Genomic DNA, 17,205 nt, shown 5'->3' with positions numbered 1-17,205 from the left:
TTCACCGCAGCGTCACGGTGACCGGCAGCTCCTTGATCCCGTTCACGAAGTTCGACCGCACGCGCCGCACCTCACCGGTCACATGGATGTCCGCGAGCCGCGGCAGCAGCTCCTCGAACATGATCCGCATCTCCAGGCGGGCCAGGGAGTTGCCCAGGCAGAAGTGCGGGCTGCCCTTGCCGAAGGTGACGTGGTCGATGTTCTCGCGCGTCACGTCGAAGCGGTACGGATCCGGGAAGACATCCGCGTCCCGATTCCCCGAGGCGAACCACAGCACCACCTTGTCGCCCTCCCTGACCAGCTTGCCGCCGAGCTCCACGTCACGGGTCGCCGTCCGCCGGAAGTGGTAGACGGGCGAGGCCCAGCGCAGACACTCCTCGACGCCGCCCGGGATGAGCGAGGGATCGGCGGTGAGCCTGGCGCGCTCGTCCGGGTGGTCGATCAGCGCGAGCATGGAGTGCGAAATGGCGTGCCGAGTCGTCTCGTTGCCCGCGACGACGAGCAGCAGGAAGTAGTTGTCGAAGTCGGTGTCGGAGAGCGGGACACCGTCCCTGGGTGAGCTGTTGACCAACGTACTCACGAGGTCGGTCCCGTCGCCCCCGCGCCGCTTGGCGGCCAACTTCCGCCCGTACTCGAAGACTTCGAGCGCGGCGGGCGAACGGAACGGCAGATCGCGATACTGCTCGCTCTCCGCGCTCTCAAGGAGCACATCGGCGTAGTCGGGATCCGTGTTGCCGATGATGCGGTTGCCCCAGTCGATGAGCTGCTGGGTGTCCTCCTCGGGGACGTCGAGCATCCGGGCGAGCACATTGATCGGGAAGTCCGCCGAGACCTCCTTCACGAAGTCGAAGGTGCCCTTGGGGAGCGCCGCGTCGAGGGTGCGGGCCGTGAGCCCGCGCAGGAACGTCTCGTACGTCGCGACCGCGCGCGGAGTGAACTGCTTCTGCAGGATCAGCCGCATCGCCCGGTGCCGCATGCCGTCGGTCTCCAGAAGGGAGCGGCGCAGGGCGATGTAGTCCTCGTCGACCTCTTCGAGGTTCGTGAACCGCATCGAGGTGAAGGTCTCCGGGTCGCGGTCCACGCGCACGATGTCCTCGTGCCGGGTGACCGCCCAGAAGCCGGAGTTGGGCGCGGGCTCGGGCTGCCAGTGGACGGGGTCCTCCCGGCGCAGCACGTCGAACATCCGCCAGGGCAGCGTGCCGTCGGTGAACTTGTCGTTGTCGGCGAGGTCGACCTCGGCCAGGGAGAGGGCCGCGGGGCCCGTGACCGTACTCATGGGACGTACTCCTCTGAGGCATCAGATAAGAAAGGCGTACTCCGTGAACTCCCAGTCGGTGACGTGCTGTTGGAAGCGTTCGATCTCGTTGCGCTTGTACGTGAGGAAGGCGTCGGTGAACGCCTCGCCCAGGAGCCCGGTCAGCGCCTCGTCGGCCTCCAGGGCGTCGAGCGCGGCGCCGAGCGTGGCGGGGAGGCGGGGCGCGGAGTCCTCCTGGTAGCCGTAGCCCTCCAGCGGGGCGGACGGCTCCGACTTGTCGCGGAGGCCGAGGAGCAGGGCGGCGACGGTCCCGGCGACGACGAGGTAGGGATTGGCGGAGGCGTCGCCGAGCCGCAGTTCGAGCCGGGTCCCGGCGCCCCTCTCGGGCGGTATCCGGAGCATGGCGCTGCGGTTGTCGAGCCCCCAGTCGATCAGCCAGGGGGCGAGGGTGTCGGGGCCGAAGCGCTTGTAGGAGTTGATGGTGGGGTTGAGCAGGGCGCTGAGCGCGGGCGCGTGCCGCAGGAGTCCGGCGATGGCGTGCCGAGCGGTGGCGGAGAGGCCGTCGGATGCCCCAGGGTCCTCGAACACATTGAGTCCGGCGCCGTCGACCAGCGAGATGTGCAGATGGAAGCCTGAGCCGCCGAGTCCGTTGAACGGCTTGGCCATGAAGGTGGCGAGCCGCCCCTCGCGGCGGGCCGTCTCCTTGACGGCGGCCTTGAAGCGGAAGGCGCGGTCGGCGGCGTCCAGGGCGTCGGAGTGGCCGAGGTTGATCTCGAACTGGCCGCCGTCGAACTCGTGGTTGCCCGCGATGACGCCGATGCCGAGACCGTCCAGGCTGCGCAGGGTGCGCAGGAGGTGGCCGTCCGGGTCCCCGCGCCGCCCCGCGCTGTACACGTTGCCGGTGGCGCCGCCGTACGCGGACCACCCCGAGGGGGTGGTGGGGTCGGCCTCGCACAGAAAGTACTCGAGCTCGGGGCCGACGACAGGGGTGACGGGGCTCCCGGCGTACTCCTCGGTGCGCTCAAGTACCCGCCGCAGCAGGGCGCGTGGCGACTCCGGGGCGGGCTCGCCGGTGGCGGGATCGAAGGTGTCCCCGAGGCACCAGGCGACGCCGGGCTCCCAGGGCAGCGCCTGGAGGGTGGACAGATCGGGCCGTACGGAGACGTCGGGGAGCCCGGCGTCGAGGCCGCCTGCGACGGGGACCACGTCGCCCTGGGGGCTGGTGTGGTAGACGGCGCGGCAGAAGGAGAGGCCGTGGGTGCAGGCGCTCGGCAGGTGTCCTACGAGGATGTCCCGGCCGCGGTCGGCTCCGATGAGGTCGGGGTAGATGACGCGGACCACGTCGGTGCCTTGGGTTCGCAGGGCTTCGACTGTCTCTGCGGCTTGGTCGTTCCTCGGGGTTGCGCTTGCTTCAGTCACCCGGGTTCCAGCCTTTCCGCGGGGCGGATCGGGGTTATCGTTTGAGACCAAACGATAGGAAGCTCTTGGGGGCTGCGCAAGCCCTACGGGGGGTATTGCGGGGTAACTGGCTTGGCGCCGCCCGGCCTTGACTCCCGCAGGGACCTCCCCCACTCACCCGCCCGTCACCCCGCATCCGACCCTTGCCGAACAGGCCTTTCCCGCCCGCCCGCCCGTTACCCGGCAGTCGGGAGCGCTCGTGAGGGGACGTGCCGGCATGTCTGCCCGGAGCACGGTTCGCGGCGCTCCGGCAGCGAAGCAGCAATCGCGGCCACCGGACGATAGCGAGGACGGACATACCGGCGCGGCCCCGCCCCCAAGGCGAACCAGCCCCGCCCCGCCCCGCACCGCCCCGCCCTGGCCCGTAGCGGTCCCGCCGCGTGGGGCATATCGTACGGACCCAAACGAAAAAAAGGCAGAGTCGTCCGTCGCCGAAGGAGTCAGTCCATGACCGGAGTCCAAGGATTCTTCCCGCCCAAGACCGCGACGGGCCGCTCCTCCCTCATCCCGGCCCCGCCCTGGCACTACTCGGGCGACCTGCTCACCATCGAGTACCGCACCGACCCCGCCCGCGTCCGCGAACTCCTCCCCGCGCCCCTCGACTTGGCCGCCGACGACCCCGGCGCCGTCGCCCTCATCTGGGCCGACTGGCAGTCCTGCTCAGGCAGCAAGGCCGAGCTGCTCGACCCTGTCCGGGCCCAGTACAAGGAGTGCTTCGCCGTAGTGCGCTGCGGTCACCGTGGCCGTACCTACTCGCGCTGCGTCTACATCTGGGTCGACAAGGACTTCGCCATCGCCCGCGGCAACCACCAGGGCTACCCGAAGAAGCTCGGCTCGATCCACCTGACCCGCCCGCACCCCTTCGGCCCCGCCCCCCGCATCGAGGCGGGCGCAGCCTTCGGTGCCACACTCGCCGCCGCCGACCGCCGCCTCGCCCAGGCCGTGGTGACCCTGCGCGAACCCTCCGAGACGAACGGCTTCGTCAACGCCCACCCCATGGCCCATCATCGTCAACTCCCCTCCATCGAGGGCAAGGGCCTGGCCCTCGACGAGCTCATCGCGTCCGGTGCCGCCTCCTTCGAGGGCGGTCAGGCCTGGTCGGGCGAGGCCGACCTCGACCTCTTCGAGGCGCCCACGGAAGAGCTGGCCGCGCTGACGATCGAGGAGCCGATCGGCGCGTACTACCGCCAGGTGGGCGTGACTTGGAATGGTGGGACTCTTCTGGAGACGGGCCTGTAGGGGCGGGGCGCAGGAACGTCGAGCAGGGGGGCGGCGGCTAACTCCCCGCCGCCGATCCGATCCCCGCATAGACCTCAGGCCGAGCCCTCCGCAGCCAAAGCCCCCACACCACGCCCACCGCAGCGGCGATGAGAATGAGGCAAGGCAGCACCCATCGCAGCGGATTTCCCTCCGAAACCCCCAACTGCACGCTGAAGTTGGTCAGCGCCAGCCAGAAGAAGACCGCGAGCGCGACGCCCGAGAGAAGCGGCGCGATCAGCCGGTGCCACACCGATTCGACCGGCACGACCTCCTCCTCGCCCACCTCGCCGCGCCGCGCGAAATAGGCGATGACCGACGCCGACGTGGCGAGCAGAAGCAGGATCACGCCGAGTGCGCCGAGGTTGGTCAGCCAAGTGAAGACGTCCATCACCGGATCGCGCCCCGCCAGCGCGAACACCCCGATGACGACGACGCTGACCACCGTCTGGAGCAGCGAGCCCCGGTACGGCGACCCGTACCGAGGATGGAGCGCCCCGAGTCCGCGCGGCAGCACACCCTCCCGGCCGAGCGAACGGGCGTACCGCGCAACGGCGTTGTGGAAGGAGAGCAGCGCCGCCAGCAGGCTGGTGATGAGGAAGAGCTGGGCGAAGTCGGAGAAGGCGGTCCCCAGGCCACTGCTCCGGTCGCTGAGGAAGAACAGCATCTCCGGCCCCTGCTCGGCGGCGACCTGCGTGGCCCGCCCCGTCCCGGCCCCGCTGATCATCGCCCACGCGGTGACCGCGTAGAAGACACCGATGAGCCCGACGGCGATGTAGGTGGCGCGCGCCACGGTACGGCGAGGATCCCGGCACTCCTCGCTGTAGAGCGCCGCCGACTCGAAGCCCATGTACGCGGCGAACACGCAGCACAGCGCGACCCCGAGCGAGCCGTCCGTGGCGGCGCCCCAGGTGAGCGGCATGGTGGAGATGCCCTGCGGCGCGTCGGCGAACTGGCCGATGTCGAAGATGAGTACGGTGCCGAATTCCAGCACGAGCAGCACGGCGAGCACCTTCACGCCCAGGTCCACGCGCAGATAGCCGAGCACGCCCACGACGGCCGTGCACGCGAACACGAGCGCCCACCAGGGGATGTCGGCACCGGCCTTGGATTCGATGAACTGCGCGGTCGTCGCCCCGAAGAGCCCGGCGATGCCGATCTGCATGGCGTTGTACGCGAGCAGCGCGACGAAGGCCGCACCGACACCGGCCGTGCGGCCGAGCCCCTGAGCGGTGTACGCGTAGAAGGCCCCGGCCCCCGTGATGTGCCGGCTCATCGCCGCGTATCCCGCGCTGAAGAGCGCGAGGACGGCGCCGACGAGGAGGTAGAGGAGGGGTATGCCGAGGATTCCCGTGACGCCGAGGGACTGCGGTATGCCACCGGCGGCCACGGTCAGCGGGGCCGATGCCGCGACGACGAAGAAGACGATGCCGGTGACGCCGATCCGGCGCTCGGGCGCGGCAGCGGAGGAGAGGGGCGTCGCGGAAGTGGGCGTGGACGGGGGCGTGGGCGTGGGCGTGCCGGGGTGGTCGATGGTCATGCCGGGACTCCGGGGAGGGGAGGGCGTATCCACTGGAAACGCGTTATCGTTTGAGCCCGTACGAAATTCGAGTGGCGCTGATGGTACGGACGCCTGTGCGCCCCGGCAAGAGGTCTTGGGAGACTGGGGTGCACGGGCCCCATCGGCACTCCAGGGGGCCTCAGCGCCACCGGGCGCCACCGGGCGCTATCGGGCGTCAACGGCACCACAGGGACGAGGAGACACGGACGTGACGGGCTACCGCTCCATCCGCGAGACCGAGAAGGCGGTCCGGGCCAAGCTCGGCGGCACCCCCGTCAAGTACGAGCAGATGGCCGCCGTCTCGAACATCTACCGCGCGGCGTCCGCCGTCCGGCAGCACTTCGAGAACTCCGTGCTGCGCGGGGCCGAGCTGACGTGGACGTCGTTCGTGGTCCTTTACGTGGTCTGGATCTGGGGAGAGATGGAGACGCGGTACGTCGCCGAGGAGGCGGGCATCTCCAAGGGCACGCTGACCGGGGTCGCCCGGACGCTGGCGGGCCGGGGCCTGCTGGAACGGCGCGGCCACCCGGACGACGGGCGGCTCGCGCTGCTGCGTCTGACGGGGGAGGGGGAGCGGCTGATGGAGAAGGTGTTCCCCGCGTTCAACGCGGAGGAGGCGTTCGTCGCCGACGGGCTGACGGACGAGGAGTGCCGGACGCTGGCCGATCTCCTGCGGAAGATCGTGGTGCAGACGGAGGAGAAGGGGGAGGAGCGGAGGGTCGAGCTGCTGGACGGTGCCGAGCCTGCTCCTCGCCGGAGTGGCAGGCGGGCCAAGGGGTGAGAGTGGCGGGCCGGAGCCTTGAGCGCCGTTGATCACCGGCTCCGCCGAGTTCGTCCTCAGTCTCCCCAAACTCTCAAAGAGCAGGGAGGGACCTCTGCGACGGGCTGAACTCCATCGGCTGCGCCGCCCGAACCAGCCCTCCGAACAGCCCCTGCTGGCCCGCATCCGAGCCCGCCGTGTCCTCCGGATGCCACTGCACGGCCGCGAACCACCCACTCCCGCCCGGCAGTTCGAGCGCCTCCACCGTCCCGTCGTCCTCCGCCCACCCGGTGGCCACGAGCCCCCGCCCGAGCCTCTCCACGCACTGGTGGTGGAAGCAGGAGACGGACGTCGACTCCGCGCCCAGCGCGCGGGCCACCACGGAGCCCGGGTCCACCCGCACCCGGTGCACCTTGTGACGATGCTCCGACTCCGGCCCGCCCATGTCCTGCCGAAGCGACCCGCCCAGCGCGACGTTCACCACCTGCAGCCCCCGGCACACCGCGAGCACGGGCAGCCCTCGTCGCACGGCGCACCGCGCGAGGGCGAGGTCGAACGCGTCCTGGGCGTCATCCACGTCGTACACGGATCCGTGCACCTCGGAGCCGTCCCCCGCGTACCGCCAGGGCGCCAGGTCACCGCCCCCGGGCAGCAGCAGCCCGTCGCACCGCGCCAGCCGCGCCGCGGCCTCGTCGGCCGAGCCCGGCAGCATCATGAACGGCTCTCCGCCCGCACGGAACACGGCCTCCGCCAACGCACGGGCCGTCACCACGGCCTCGTAGCGAAGAGCGGAGGTCGTCGCCGAGTACCGCTGCGGCAGACCGATGAGCGGACGGCGGCTTCCCCCGCCGGGAGGCGTGCCAGGCGCCCCCCTCAAAGCTGGATCCAAGTCGTCTTCAGTTCCGTGTACTTCTCCATCGCGTGCACCGACTTGTCCCGCCCGTTCCCCGACTGCTTGTAGCCGCCGAACGGCACCGTCACGTCCCCCTCCTCATAGCAGTTGACCCACACCGTCCCGGCCCGCAGGCGGCGCGCCACCGTGTGCGCGGTCGACAGGTCCGAGGTCCAGAGGCCCGCCGCGAGCCCGTACTCCGTGTCGTTGGCGAGCGCGACCGCCTCGTCGAGCGAGGCGAAGGTGAGGACGGAGAGGACCGGGCCGAAGATCTCCTCGCGGGCGAGCGGCATGTCCGGGGTGACCCGGTCGAAGACGGTGGGTGCGAAGTAGCTGCCGCCGGGGACGACTTCACGCCGTACGCCCCCTGCGCGGAGCCGCGCGCCGCCCTCCGCTCCTCGTCGTACGTGCTCCTCGACGGAGTCCACCCGTGCCGCGCCCGCCAGCGCGCCCATCTCCGTGGCGGGGTCCAGCGGATCGCCCACCCGCAGGGTCCCGGCCCGCTCGACGACCGCCGCCGTCACCTCCTCCGCCACCGACTCGTGGACGAGGAGCCGCGAGGGCGCCGTGCACATCTCGCCCTGGTTGAAGAAGATGCCCCAGGCCGCGGTGGCCGCCGCCGCCGCGAGGTCGGGGGCGTCCGGCAGGATGATGTTGGGGGACTTGCCGCCCAGCTCCAGCCAGACGCGCTTGAGGTTGGAGTCGGCCGCGTAGTGGAGGAAGTGGCGGCCCACCGCCGTGGAGCCCGTGAAGGCGAGTACGTCCACGTCCGGGTGGCGGCCGAGCGCGCGGCCCGCGGTCGGGCCGTCGCCCGCGACGACGTTCAGGGCGCCGGGCGGGAGACCCGCCTCGTCGGCGATCCGGCCGAGCAACAGGGCGGACAGCGGCGTGAGTTCGGAGGGTTTCAGGACCACCGTGCAGCCGGCCGCGAGGGCCGGTGCCATCTTCCAGGCCGCCAGGGTCAGGGGGAAGTTCCACGGGACCACAGCGCCGACCACGCCGGACGGCTCGCGGGTGACGAGTGCGAGCGCGGTGGGGTCCGTGTGCGGGGCGGTGTCGGTCAGCTTGTCGGCGAGCTGGCCGTACCAGCGGAAGGTGTTCGCCAGGGCGCGCAGCTCGACGGCGTACGACTCGGTGATCGGCTTGCCGTTCTCCAGGGTGACCGTGAGGGCGAGCGTGGAGCGGTGCTCTTCGATGAGAGCGGCGATCCGCAGCAGGGTCCGGCCCCGGTCGGCGGGGGAGAGGCGCGGCCACGGGCCCGTGTCGAAGGCGCGGCGGGCTGCGGCGACCGCCAGGTCCACCTCCTTCTCGCCCGCGTCCGCCACCAGCGCCAGCGTGCGGCCGTCGCGCGGCGAGACGACGGCGAACGTGCTCCCCGAGCCGTCCGCGTCGGCGCCCGCGATGCGGTGGCGGGTGGGGAGGGCGAGCGCTTCGGCCCGGCTCATCCAGTCCTGATGACTGCTGGTGGCCTCGCTGGTGGGGGCGTGGGCCCTCGTGGCCAGGGCGTCGTCCGGCATGGATGCCTCCTGGGGTGCCGCCGGACGTCTCGCGAACGACGGCGCTCGAGATTTCGTTTGAGTTCAAACGGTAGCTGAACGAGGCGGTCCCATCGAGGGGTTGACCGGGTTGCCTCGTCGCTCATAATGTTGTTTGGGTTCAAACGAACTGGAGGACGTCATGGCTTCCCCCGACCCCGCGCCCCCGTCGCATCCCCCGCACACCGCGACCGTCGCCGGTGTCCCCGTCGACACCCGGCACTGGATCGGCGGAGAGCGCATCGCCTCCGCCGCTTCGCCCGCGTCGGCGACCGCCGATTCCTCCGCGATGGCGACCGCCGCCACCTTCACCGACCACTCGCCCCTCGACGGAGCCCCGCTCGCCGAGATCGCCCGCGGTGGCGCCGCGGAGGCACGGGCGGCCGTGGCCGCCGCCCGCGCGGCCTTTCCCGCCTGGGCCGCCACTCCGCCCGCCGAGCGCGCCCGGCTCCTGCACGCCGTCGCCGACGGGGTCGAGGCCCGCATCGAGGACCTCGCCGCCGTCGAGACCGCCGACAACGGCGCACTCCTGCGCTCCCACCGCCGCGGCGTCATGCCCCGCGTCGCCCACAACCTCCGCTACTTCGCCGACCGCCTCCTCGCCCTCGCCCACGACGACTTCGAGACCCGGGGCCACACGAATCACGTGACCTGGGACCCAGCGGGACCCGCCGTACTCATCACGCCGTGGAACGCGCCGCTGATGCTGGCCAGTTGGAAGATCGCGCCCGCCCTTGCCGCCGGGAGCACCGTCGTCCTCAAGCCCGCCGAGTGGACCCCGCTGACCGCGTCGCTCTTCGCGGACATCGCGCACGAGGCGGGGCTTCCGGCCGGGGTCCTCAACGTGGTGCAGGGGTACGGGGCGGAGGTGGGCGAGCCGCTCGTCGCCGATCCCGACGTGCGGCGGATCAGCTTCACCGGGTCCGTGCCCACCGCGCGGCGGATCGCCGCGACCGCGGGCGCGCACCTCGTGCCGTGCAGTTTCGAGCTGGGCGGCAAGTCCCCGCTGCTCGTCTTCGTGGACGCCGACCTGGAGCTCGCGGCCGACCTCGCCGTCGAGCAGTTCGACAACGCGGGGCAGGTCTGCCTGGCCGCCACCCGCATCCTGGTCGAGGAGTCCGCGCGGGAAGCCTTCCTCGGTCACGTTCTTGACCGGGTGACGAAGTTGACCCAGGGAGATCCGCGCGACGAAGCCACCGATGTCGGGCCCAGCATCCACCCCCGGCACGTCGAGCGCGTCGACGGATTCGTGCGGCGCGCCCTGGACGCGGGCGCCAAGGCGATCACCGGCGGCGCCCGCAACACCGAACTCGCCGGGCTCGGCGGCAGCTACTACCTCCCCACCCTCCTCACCGACGTCGCCCAGGACTCCGAGATCGTGCAGGAAGAGGTCTTCGGGCCCGTCCTCACCCTCCAGACCTTCCCCGACGGCGACGAGGACGAGGCCGTGCGCCTCGCCAACGACACCCGCTTCGGCCTCGCCGCGACCCTCGCCACCGGCGACCGCGAGCGCGCCGACCGGGTCACCGCCCGGCTCGTCGCCGGCACGGTCTGGGTCAACTGCTTCTTCGTACGCGACCTTTCGGCGCCCTTCGGCGGCTCCCGCGCGTCCGGCATCGGGCGCGAGGGCGGCGACTGGTCCTTCGACTTCTACTGCGACCTGAAGAACACCGTGACCGCGCCGAAGGGATGGGCCCGCCATGGGTGAGATCGTCGGGGCGGGACTCCTCGCCCACGTGCCCACCATCGTGCTGCCCGAAGAGACCCGCAAAGAGCTCAACGAAGGCCGCGAGATCAGTCTGGTCCCCGGACTGCGGCGGCTGCGCGAGGAGATCTTCGAGACTCTCGACCACGACACCGTCGTCGTCCTCGACTCGCACTGGGCCACCACGGTCGAGTTCGTCGTCTCCGCACACGCGCGCCGCGCCGGGCTCTTCACCTCGGAGGAGCTGCCGCGCGGCATGTGCCGGATGCCGTACGACTACCCCGGTGACCCCGAACTCGCTTCCTCCATCGCACAGTTCGCCGACCGGCACGGCACATGGATCACCTCGATCGACGACCCGTACCTGCCGGTCCACTACGCCACGATCAACCTCTGGAAGTACCTGGGCGAAGGCCTCCCGGACAAGAAGTGGCTCTCGATCGGCGTCTGCCAGACCGGCGACACCGAGGACCACCTGCGGCTCGGCCGCGCGCTCGCCGACGGGATCGCCGCGCTGCCCGACCGCAAGGTCGTCCTGGTCGCGTCCGGCGCGCTCTCGCACACCTTCTGGCCGCTGCGGCAGCTGCGCGCCCACGAGTCGAGCGAGCCGTCCCACATCCGTACGCCCGAGGCGCGGGCCGCGGACGAGCAGTGCATCGAGCGGCTCGAACGCGGAGACCACGCCGAAGTCCTGCGCACGATGCCGGAGTTCCTCACGCACAAGCCCGAGGCGCGCTTCGGCCACTATCTGATGATGATCGGTGCTCTCGGAGAAGAGCGGTGCTCTGCGCCGGGGCGCGCCTACAGCTCGTACGAGAACTCGGTCGGCACCGGCCAGATGCACCTGTGGTTCGACCGCCCCGCCGAGGGGTGGACCGCAACGCCCGACAAGAGTGAGGCCTCCCGCGCATGACACCCACCGTCGAGTACCGCCGCATCCTCCTCGAAGGCGCCGCAGTCCAGGTCGTGCGGGAGGGGGACGAGCTCGTCGCCGCGGACGGACGCCGCGTGAAGGCGGCGGAGGCGAGCCACCTCCCTCCCGTACGGCCCTCCAAGGTGATCGCCGTCCACCTCAACCACCGCAGCAGAGTCGCCGAGTTCGGTGCCGCCCTGCCGCCCGCGCCCACCTACTTCCACAAGCCGGTCTCGGCGCTGAACGCGCACGGCGGTGCGGTCGTCCGCCCCGAGGGCTGCAAGTACCTCAACTACGAGGGCGAGATCGGCATCGTCATCGGCCGGACCTGCCGCAACATCGCCCCGGCTGATGCCGCTGCGCACATCGCGGGCTACACCGTCGCCAACGACTACGGCCTGCACGACTTCCGCGACACCGACGCCGGTTCGATGCTCCGGGTCAAGGGCTCCGACACGCTCTGCCCGCTGGGTCCCGGCCTCGTCACCGGGTGGGACTTCCACTCCAAGTACCTGCGGACGTACGTCAACGGGACGCTGGTGCAGGACGGTTCGACGGACGAGATGGAGTGGGACATGCACTATCTCGTCGCCGACATCGCCCGCACGATCACCTTGGAGCCCGGCGACGTACTCCTCTCCGGAACCCCCGCGGGCTCCCGTCCCGTCCGCCCGGGAGACGTCGTCGAGGTCGAGGCCGAGGGCCTCGGCCGCCTCATGAACCACATCGTCACAGGACCGACGGCCATCCGCCCCGACATCGGCGCGCAGCCCACGGAGTCCGAGGAGGTCGTCTCGACGGCTTTCGGGGGCGACTGGGAGTTCCGCGGTGTCCGGGCGCCGCGCCGCTGAGTCCCCTACTCGCCAAGGGAGTTCACATGCTCAAGGTCACCGTCGACCTGGACGTCTGCCAGGACCACGGGCAGTGCGTCTTCGCCGCGCCCGACGTCTTCACGCTCGACGCCAACGGCCGTCTCGCATACGTCGAATCGCCCGACGAGGCCCTGCGCGCCGACGCGGAGGACGCCGCCGACGTCTGCCCGCTGCAGGCCATCCGGGTCGAGGGCTGACCGGGCATGGCATCAGCGGCATCCGGAGCGCACGCCGCACCGGCGGGAATCGCTGTGGTCGGCGCGTCGCTCGGCGGACTGCGGGCGGCGGAACAGCTGCGGGCGGCGGGGTGGGAGGGGCCCATCACGGTGTACGGGGACGAGCCCCACCGCCCGTACAACCGCCCCCCGTTGTCGAAGGAGGTGCTCGCGGGCGAGGCCACCGCCGCCGCCACGGCGCTGCGTCACCGCCCCAGCATCGACGACGTCACCTGGCGGCTCGGCATGGCGGTCGACTCCGCCGACCTGACCGCACGCACGCTGACGCTCGCCGACGGTTCGGTCCACGCGTACGAGGGCTTGGTGGCCGCTACAGGCGTGCGGCCACGCAGGCTTCCGCCGGCCGGGGGTCCGCCGCGGCATGTCGTACGGACGCTGGAGGACTCGGTGGCGCTGCGCTCCGAACTGATCGAAGGCGTGCGGGTGTTGGTGATCGGCTCGGGTTTCATCGGCTGCGAGGTGGCGGCCACGGCCCGCAAGGCGGGCTGCGAAGTCACGGTCGTCGCACCGGAGGCCGAGCCGATGATGCTCGCCGTGGGGGAGGAGCTGGGGAGGGCGCTGAGGCGACGGCACGAGGCGCGGGGCGTGCGGTTCCGGATGGGGCGGCTCGTGTCGGAACCGGGCGATGGGTGCGTGGTGTTGGACGACGGGAGCGAGTGCGCCGCCGATGTCGTCGTCGAGGCGGTCGGCTCGCTGCCGAATGTGGAGTGGCTGGGGGCGAGCGAGGGGGGCACCCCAGGCCTCGGCCTTGACCTGACGGACGGCATCCTCTGCGACGCGCATCTGCGCATCGGGGGTCTGCCGCACGCGGTGGCCGTGGGGGACGTGGCGCGCTTCCCGAACCCTCGGTACGGGGCGCTCGCGCGGCGGGTCGAGCACTGGTCGATGCCGGGGGACTGTGCGCGGCATGCGGCGCGGGTGCTGGTGGCGGGGCTGCGGGGCGAGGAGCACGGCATGGCGCCGTTCGCGCCGCTGCCGTCGTTCTGGAGCGATCAGTTCGATCTGCGGGTGCAGTCGTTCGGGCTGCCGGGGGTGGGGGACCGGGCGGAGCTGTTGGAGGGGGATGCGGAGTCGGTGGAGGGGGACGTGGTCTACGGGTACTACGGGGGCGAGCGGTTGGTCGGGGTCGTTGCGCTGGGCGGGTCCAAGGCCGTCGCCCTGGCCGGGCGTTACCGGGCGGATCTGATGGAGCTGCCGGACGGGTCGGACTTCAGCCCGTCGCTGGGGTCCCTCCCTGCTCTTTAAGAGCTCGGGCCCCTATCCCCCCACCGCACTCAGCAACGCCAACGGCGCCGCCGCCGACCGTGACTCCCGTACGCACGCGTGCGGGTAGGGGACGGGGCCCGGGTAGGACTCCCGTCCGTAGCCCGCGAGCACCTCCGGCAGGCGGTCGCCGCCACGGGACGCCGCCGCGACCAGGCCCCTCGCCACCGCTCGCGCCTCGTCGTGCAGGCCGTAGCGTGCGAGGCCCAGGGTGATCAGGGCGTTGTCGTGCGGCCACACCGAACCCCGGTGGTAGGAGAGCGGGTGGTACGCGGGCTGGCCCGCGGCCAGGGTGCGGACTCCCCAGCCCGAGAAGAAGTCCGGTTCCAGGAGGCGGCGGCCCACCGTCTCCCCGTACTCCTTGTCCAGGAGCCCGGACCACAGCAGGTGTCCCGCGTCCGAGGCGAGCGCGTCGACCTGGTGGCCGTTGCCGTCGAGAGCCAGCGCGGGGAAACCCCGTGACGGCATCCAGAAGTCCCGCTGGAAGCGGTCCCGCAGATCGGCCGCCGCCTGCGTCAGGAGGTCGGCGTACACCGTGTCGCCCCAGACCGTGCGCGCCAGCCACGCCGTACGGCCGAGGGCGTCGTACGCGTAGCCCTGTGCGCCCGCCGCCATCACGGGGCCCGTGGCGCGGCTGCCGTCGGCGGAGCAGATCGCGCCGGGGGAGTCCTTCCAGTTCTGGTTCGCCAGGCCGCCCTCGTCCGCGCGGTAGACGAGATAGCCGCGCGAGGTGAGGCCGCCGTGGTCGAGGATCCAGCCGACGGCGGCCCGCGCGTGCGGCTCGAGGCGGCGGGCCAGGGCCGTGTCGCCGGTCTGCTCCGTGTACGCGCCGAGCAGGACCAGGAAGAGCGGGGTCGCGTCGACCGAGCCGTAGTAGCGCCCGTACGGCACCTGCTCGAAGTGGGCGAGCTCCCCGTGCCGCACCTCGTGCACGATCTTGCCCGGCTGGGCGACCGCACCCTCGGTGGCCTCCGTCGCCTGGGCGGCGGCGAGTGCGGGCAGCGTCGCCGCTGCCAGGCGCGGCAGGTAGGGCAGGGCGAAGAGCGAGGTCAGCAGGGCGTCGCGGCCCAGGAGCGTCACGAACCAGGGCACTCCCGCCGCGGGGACGCTCAGCGTCTCGCCGTCCGGCCCGGTCGCGGGCACCTGGAGCACGGCGAGGTCCGCCAGGCCCCGCTCGCACGCCGCCGCCAGCTCGGGCCAGCTGCCGGGGATCTCGATGCCCGATGCGAACTCGCCTTCCAGAGCAGCCAGTTGAGCGGCTGCCTCCGCAGGGCCCGCGGGCACTCGTGGCTCCGGCGCGCCGTGCGGGTGCGCCGCGACACGCAGTGCCACCTCCGCAGTGCCGTGCGCGTCGAGGTCGAGCGTCCAGACGAGCCGCCGCGCGCCGGTCCCGGTCTCCTCGACCGCGTCCGGGGCGGGCTCGGCGGTCACGGTCGTGCGGGAGCACCACTCGCGGCGCCGGTAGGCGAACTCGATGCCCCGGATCGCCTCGCCCTCACCGCCGCCGATGACCTTGCGCGACCTGACGGCGCCCGTCTTCGCGTACGTACGGTGGTCGGAGCGCAGCTCGAACTGGTCGGTGAAGTCGGCGTCCACGGTCAGCGCGATGAGCACGGTCGTCGGCACCGAGCGATTGCACGTGACGCGCAGCGACTCCACGAACGCGCCTTCGGTGACGGCCTGTTCGCGGAAGACCGTGCAGGAGGCGGGCTCCTGCCTGCCGCCGCGCGGGACGAGGACGCACCGGGCCACGCCCGCGTCCGCGTCGGCGTCCGTCACCGGCGCGAGGATCTCCGGCACTGCCCCGTCGATCGTCAGCTGCCAGCGGCTCAGGTGCCGTGCGTCGCGCACGAAGAGGCCGTCCGGGGCCGTGCCGCCGCGCACCCCGCTGATGTCGCCGCCCGAGCCGAGCGCCGCGAACGTACCGCCCCGCACCAGTGGTTGACGCCGATCAGACATCCCTGAACCCCTCCCTCGTCACCGCCACGGAAGCCACGTCAGCGGGCCTCCCGTGCGGCCCCTCGTCACGCCCGGCGGGATCGTCGAGCAGCAGATCCAGGGCGAGCGCGGCGCTCCAGCCGAAGCCGCGCGCACCGCAGCCCCGCCCTGTGTACGGGTCCACGTACTCCGCGAACCCGGACTCACCGGCCACGTCGAGCAGCGCCCGGCGCAGGCCGTCGGCCCGCGCGCGCTCGCCGTGCAGCCGAAGTCCCCGCTCCAGCAGCCAGTTGGTGTTGAACCACGCGGGCCCGCGCCAGTACCGGCGCGGGTCGAAGGCGCTTCCCGTGAGGTCGTAGCTCGGCACGAGCCGCGCGGGCCCACCGAGGCCGAAGTGCGGTCCGCACGCGGTCCGTACGAGTGCGGCGGTGACGTCGCGCGGCAGTGCGGGCAGGATCAGCGGGACGAGGCCGCCGACCCCGCGCTCCGGCACCAGCTCCCCGTCGCCGTGCCCGGACCGCAGGTCCCGGCAGAAGAAGAGTCCCTCCGCCGGGTCCCACAGGCGCTCCACGAGGGTCCACGTCAGCGCCTGCGCTCGGGCCTCCCGTGCGCCGGATGCCTCGTGCAGGCCCAACTCGGCCTCGATACGGGCCAGTGCGTGCTCGGAGGAGATCAGGAGCGCGTTGAAGGAAGGGTCTTCGACGGCGAACTCGCCCGCCCCGTCGGCGTACCGACGATCCCGGTAGTCGGCGGCGAGGCGTACATATCTGCCGTAGTCGAGATCGGTCGGCCGGTCCTCCGGGGCGCCGTGGTCCAGGTCCGCGCGGCGGTACGCGGCCGGGTCCGCCGGGCTCACGCGGCTCAACGGGGCGTCCCAGCAAGGGCTGTTGTCCATGCCCTGCTCCCAGGGGTGGACGACGGAGGCGAGCCCCGCGCCGCCCGCGTCCCTGCGGTCAAGGAGATAGCGGTGCCAGGCGGCGAGCCGCGGGTGGGCGCGGGCCAGGAACGAACGGGCGCGGGAGAGGCCCGGGTCGGCGCGGTGGACCAGCCAGACGGCGAGCGCGTGGACCGGCGGCTGCACGATGCCGGAGGTCTGCACGGCACCGGGTGCACCGGCCGAGCGGCCTGCCGTGGTGGAGCGCCAGAAGTCGGGGCTGGGAAAGTAGGCGCCCAGGGAGACGGAGGGGTTGAACACGATGTGCGGGACGCGGCCGTCACCCCACTGGGCGCGGAACAGCGTCTCCAGCTCCAACTGCGCCCGTAAGGGGGAGAGATGACGCAGGCCGATCGCGATGAACGCCGAGTCCCAGGACCACTGGTGCGGATAGAGCTGCCGGGAGGGGACCGTCGACGTACCCGTCCAGTTGGCCCGCAGGGCCTCGGTGGCACGCTCGCGCAGCGAGGTCGTGACGCGGCGGGCGGTCAGCTGGGCCGTACGGCCCACGTTCGTGCGGTCCACGCGGTTCTCCCCGAGGGCCTCGACGCCCTGTCAGTTCGGTGCTATCCACCTTAGGGTTACGTCTGCTTAACACGCAAAACTCAATATGTAACGTGGAGTTG

The 17,205-nt window shown here is 71.9% G+C and carries 14 protein-coding genes; 7 read left to right on the top strand and 7 right to left on the bottom strand.

The genetic code is table 11. The annotated features are described in order from the left end of the window. Nucleotide 1: 1 nt before the first annotated feature. Together ABZ833_RS40150 and ABZ833_RS40145 are read right to left on the bottom strand one after the other, a co-directional pair. Nucleotides 2-1,276, bottom strand: a complete 1,275-nt coding sequence (locus ABZ833_RS40150; protein ID WP_361057957.1) for a cytochrome P450 — start codon at nucleotides 1,274-1,276, stop codon at nucleotides 2-4. Between the two features lie 21 nt (nucleotides 1,277-1,297). Next, nucleotides 1,298-2,596 (bottom strand): glutamine synthetase family protein, encoded by a 1,299-nt coding sequence (locus ABZ833_RS40145; protein WP_361057955.1) that lies wholly within the window; start codon nucleotides 2,594-2,596, stop codon nucleotides 1,298-1,300. 564 nt (nucleotides 2,597-3,160) lie between these two features. Here ABZ833_RS40145 and ABZ833_RS40140 point away from each other — a divergent pair. Continuing rightward, on the top strand, nucleotides 3,161-3,952 hold the full coding sequence (locus ABZ833_RS40140; protein WP_361057953.1) for an acetoacetate decarboxylase family protein: 792 nt from the start codon (nucleotides 3,161-3,163) through the stop codon (nucleotides 3,950-3,952). A gap of 37 nt (nucleotides 3,953-3,989) precedes the next feature. Here the strand turns inward: ABZ833_RS40140 and ABZ833_RS40135 are convergent, their stop codons facing one another. Beyond that, a complete protein-coding gene (locus ABZ833_RS40135; RefSeq protein WP_361057951.1) occupies nucleotides 3,990-5,510 on the bottom strand; it encodes an APC family permease in 1,521 nt (506 codons plus the stop codon). 229 nt (nucleotides 5,511-5,739) lie between these two features. Between ABZ833_RS40135 and ABZ833_RS40130 the strand changes: the two genes are divergently transcribed. Continuing rightward, entirely contained in the window at nucleotides 5,740-6,312 is a 573-nt protein-coding gene (locus ABZ833_RS40130; protein WP_361057949.1) for a MarR family winged helix-turn-helix transcriptional regulator, read from the top strand. A gap of 73 nt (nucleotides 6,313-6,385) precedes the next feature. On the opposite strand, the gene ABZ833_RS40125 is transcribed toward ABZ833_RS40130, so the two are convergent. Together ABZ833_RS40125 and ABZ833_RS40120 are read right to left on the bottom strand one after the other, a co-directional pair. Continuing rightward, entirely contained in the window at nucleotides 6,386-7,168 is a 783-nt protein-coding gene (locus ABZ833_RS40125) for a gamma-glutamyl-gamma-aminobutyrate hydrolase family protein (RefSeq protein WP_361057947.1), read from the bottom strand. Further along, on the bottom strand, nucleotides 7,165-8,700 hold the full coding sequence (locus ABZ833_RS40120; protein WP_361057945.1) for an aldehyde dehydrogenase: 1,536 nt from the start codon (nucleotides 8,698-8,700) through the stop codon (nucleotides 7,165-7,167). Before ABZ833_RS40120 ends, ABZ833_RS40125 begins: the two co-directional genes overlap by 4 nt. A gap of 160 nt (nucleotides 8,701-8,860) precedes the next feature. Here ABZ833_RS40120 and ABZ833_RS40115 point away from each other — a divergent pair, with 160 nt between their 5' ends. The 5 genes from ABZ833_RS40115 to ABZ833_RS40095 are packed head-to-tail and all read left to right on the top strand — an operon-like array spanning nucleotide 8,861 to nucleotide 13,689. After that, nucleotides 8,861-10,426, top strand: coding sequence for an aldehyde dehydrogenase (locus tag ABZ833_RS40115; RefSeq protein WP_361057943.1), 1,566 nt, complete (start codon nucleotides 8,861-8,863; stop codon nucleotides 10,424-10,426). After that, nucleotides 10,419-11,336 (top strand): 3,4-dihydroxyphenylacetate 2,3-dioxygenase, encoded by a 918-nt coding sequence (locus tag ABZ833_RS40110; RefSeq protein ID WP_361057941.1) that lies wholly within the window; start codon nucleotides 10,419-10,421, stop codon nucleotides 11,334-11,336. The genes ABZ833_RS40115 and ABZ833_RS40110 overlap by 8 nt, the downstream gene beginning before the upstream one ends. Beyond that, nucleotides 11,333-12,187: a fumarylacetoacetate hydrolase family protein gene (locus ABZ833_RS40105; protein ID WP_361057939.1), complete on the top strand. Its 855-nt coding sequence runs from the start codon at nucleotides 11,333-11,335 to the stop codon at nucleotides 12,185-12,187. Before ABZ833_RS40110 ends, ABZ833_RS40105 begins: the two co-directional genes overlap by 4 nt. A 26-nt stretch (nucleotides 12,188-12,213) precedes the next feature. Beyond that, nucleotides 12,214-12,405, top strand: a complete 192-nt coding sequence (locus tag ABZ833_RS40100) for a ferredoxin (RefSeq protein WP_361057937.1) — start codon at nucleotides 12,214-12,216, stop codon at nucleotides 12,403-12,405. 6 nt (nucleotides 12,406-12,411) lie between these two features. After that, the gene (locus ABZ833_RS40095; RefSeq protein WP_361057935.1) at nucleotides 12,412-13,689 is read left to right on the top strand and encodes an FAD/NAD(P)-binding oxidoreductase; all 1,278 of its coding nucleotides are present in this window, start codon (nucleotides 12,412-12,414) and stop codon (nucleotides 13,687-13,689) included. A gap of 12 nt (nucleotides 13,690-13,701) precedes the next feature. Here the strand turns inward: ABZ833_RS40095 and ABZ833_RS40090 are convergent, their stop codons facing one another. Beyond that, nucleotides 13,702-15,666, bottom strand: a complete 1,965-nt coding sequence (locus ABZ833_RS40090; protein WP_361057933.1) for a glycogen debranching N-terminal domain-containing protein — start codon at nucleotides 15,664-15,666, stop codon at nucleotides 13,702-13,704. After that, nucleotides 15,659-17,044 carry a hypothetical protein gene (locus ABZ833_RS40085; RefSeq protein ID WP_361058034.1) on the bottom strand — a complete coding sequence of 462 codons (1,386 nt, stop codon included), beginning with the start codon at nucleotides 17,042-17,044 and terminating at the stop codon, nucleotides 15,659-15,661. Before ABZ833_RS40085 ends, ABZ833_RS40090 begins: the two co-directional genes overlap by 8 nt. Nucleotides 17,045-17,205 lie beyond the last annotated feature (161 nt).

It is taken from the genome of Streptomyces sp. NPDC047525 (assembly GCF_040643025.1).
GTDB classification, from domain to species: Bacteria; Actinomycetota; Actinomycetes; order Streptomycetales; family Streptomycetaceae; genus Streptomyces; species Streptomyces durmitorensis.
The sequence above is the reverse complement of the archived record's forward strand: the minus strand, read 5'-3'. Positions and strand labels throughout refer to the sequence as shown.

Bases quoted from the DNA above. Each gene is read 5' to 3' on its own strand.
- ABZ833_RS40135 (WP_361057951.1), bottom strand. From the start codon at position 5,510: ATGACCATCGACCACCCCGGCACGCCCACGCCCACGCCCCCGTCCACG.
- ABZ833_RS40140 (WP_361057953.1), top strand. From the start codon at position 3,161: ATGACCGGAGTCCAAGGATTCTTCCCGCCCAAGACCGCGACGGGCCGC.
- ABZ833_RS40090 (WP_361057933.1), bottom strand. From the start codon at position 15,666: ATGTCTGATCGGCGTCAACCACTGGTGCGGGGCGGTACGTTCGCGGCG.
- ABZ833_RS40150 (WP_361057957.1), bottom strand. From the start codon at position 1,276: ATGAGTACGGTCACGGGCCCCGCGGCCCTCTCCCTGGCCGAGGTCGAC.
- ABZ833_RS40095 (WP_361057935.1), top strand. From the start codon at position 12,412: ATGGCATCAGCGGCATCCGGAGCGCACGCCGCACCGGCGGGAATCGCT.
- ABZ833_RS40105 (WP_361057939.1), top strand. From the start codon at position 11,333: ATGACACCCACCGTCGAGTACCGCCGCATCCTCCTCGAAGGCGCCGCA.
- ABZ833_RS40120 (WP_361057945.1), bottom strand. From the start codon at position 8,700: ATGCCGGACGACGCCCTGGCCACGAGGGCCCACGCCCCCACCAGCGAG.
- ABZ833_RS40100 (WP_361057937.1), top strand. From the start codon at position 12,214: ATGCTCAAGGTCACCGTCGACCTGGACGTCTGCCAGGACCACGGGCAG.
- ABZ833_RS40115 (WP_361057943.1), top strand. From the start codon at position 8,861: ATGGCTTCCCCCGACCCCGCGCCCCCGTCGCATCCCCCGCACACCGCG.
- ABZ833_RS40110 (WP_361057941.1), top strand. From the start codon at position 10,419: ATGGGTGAGATCGTCGGGGCGGGACTCCTCGCCCACGTGCCCACCATC.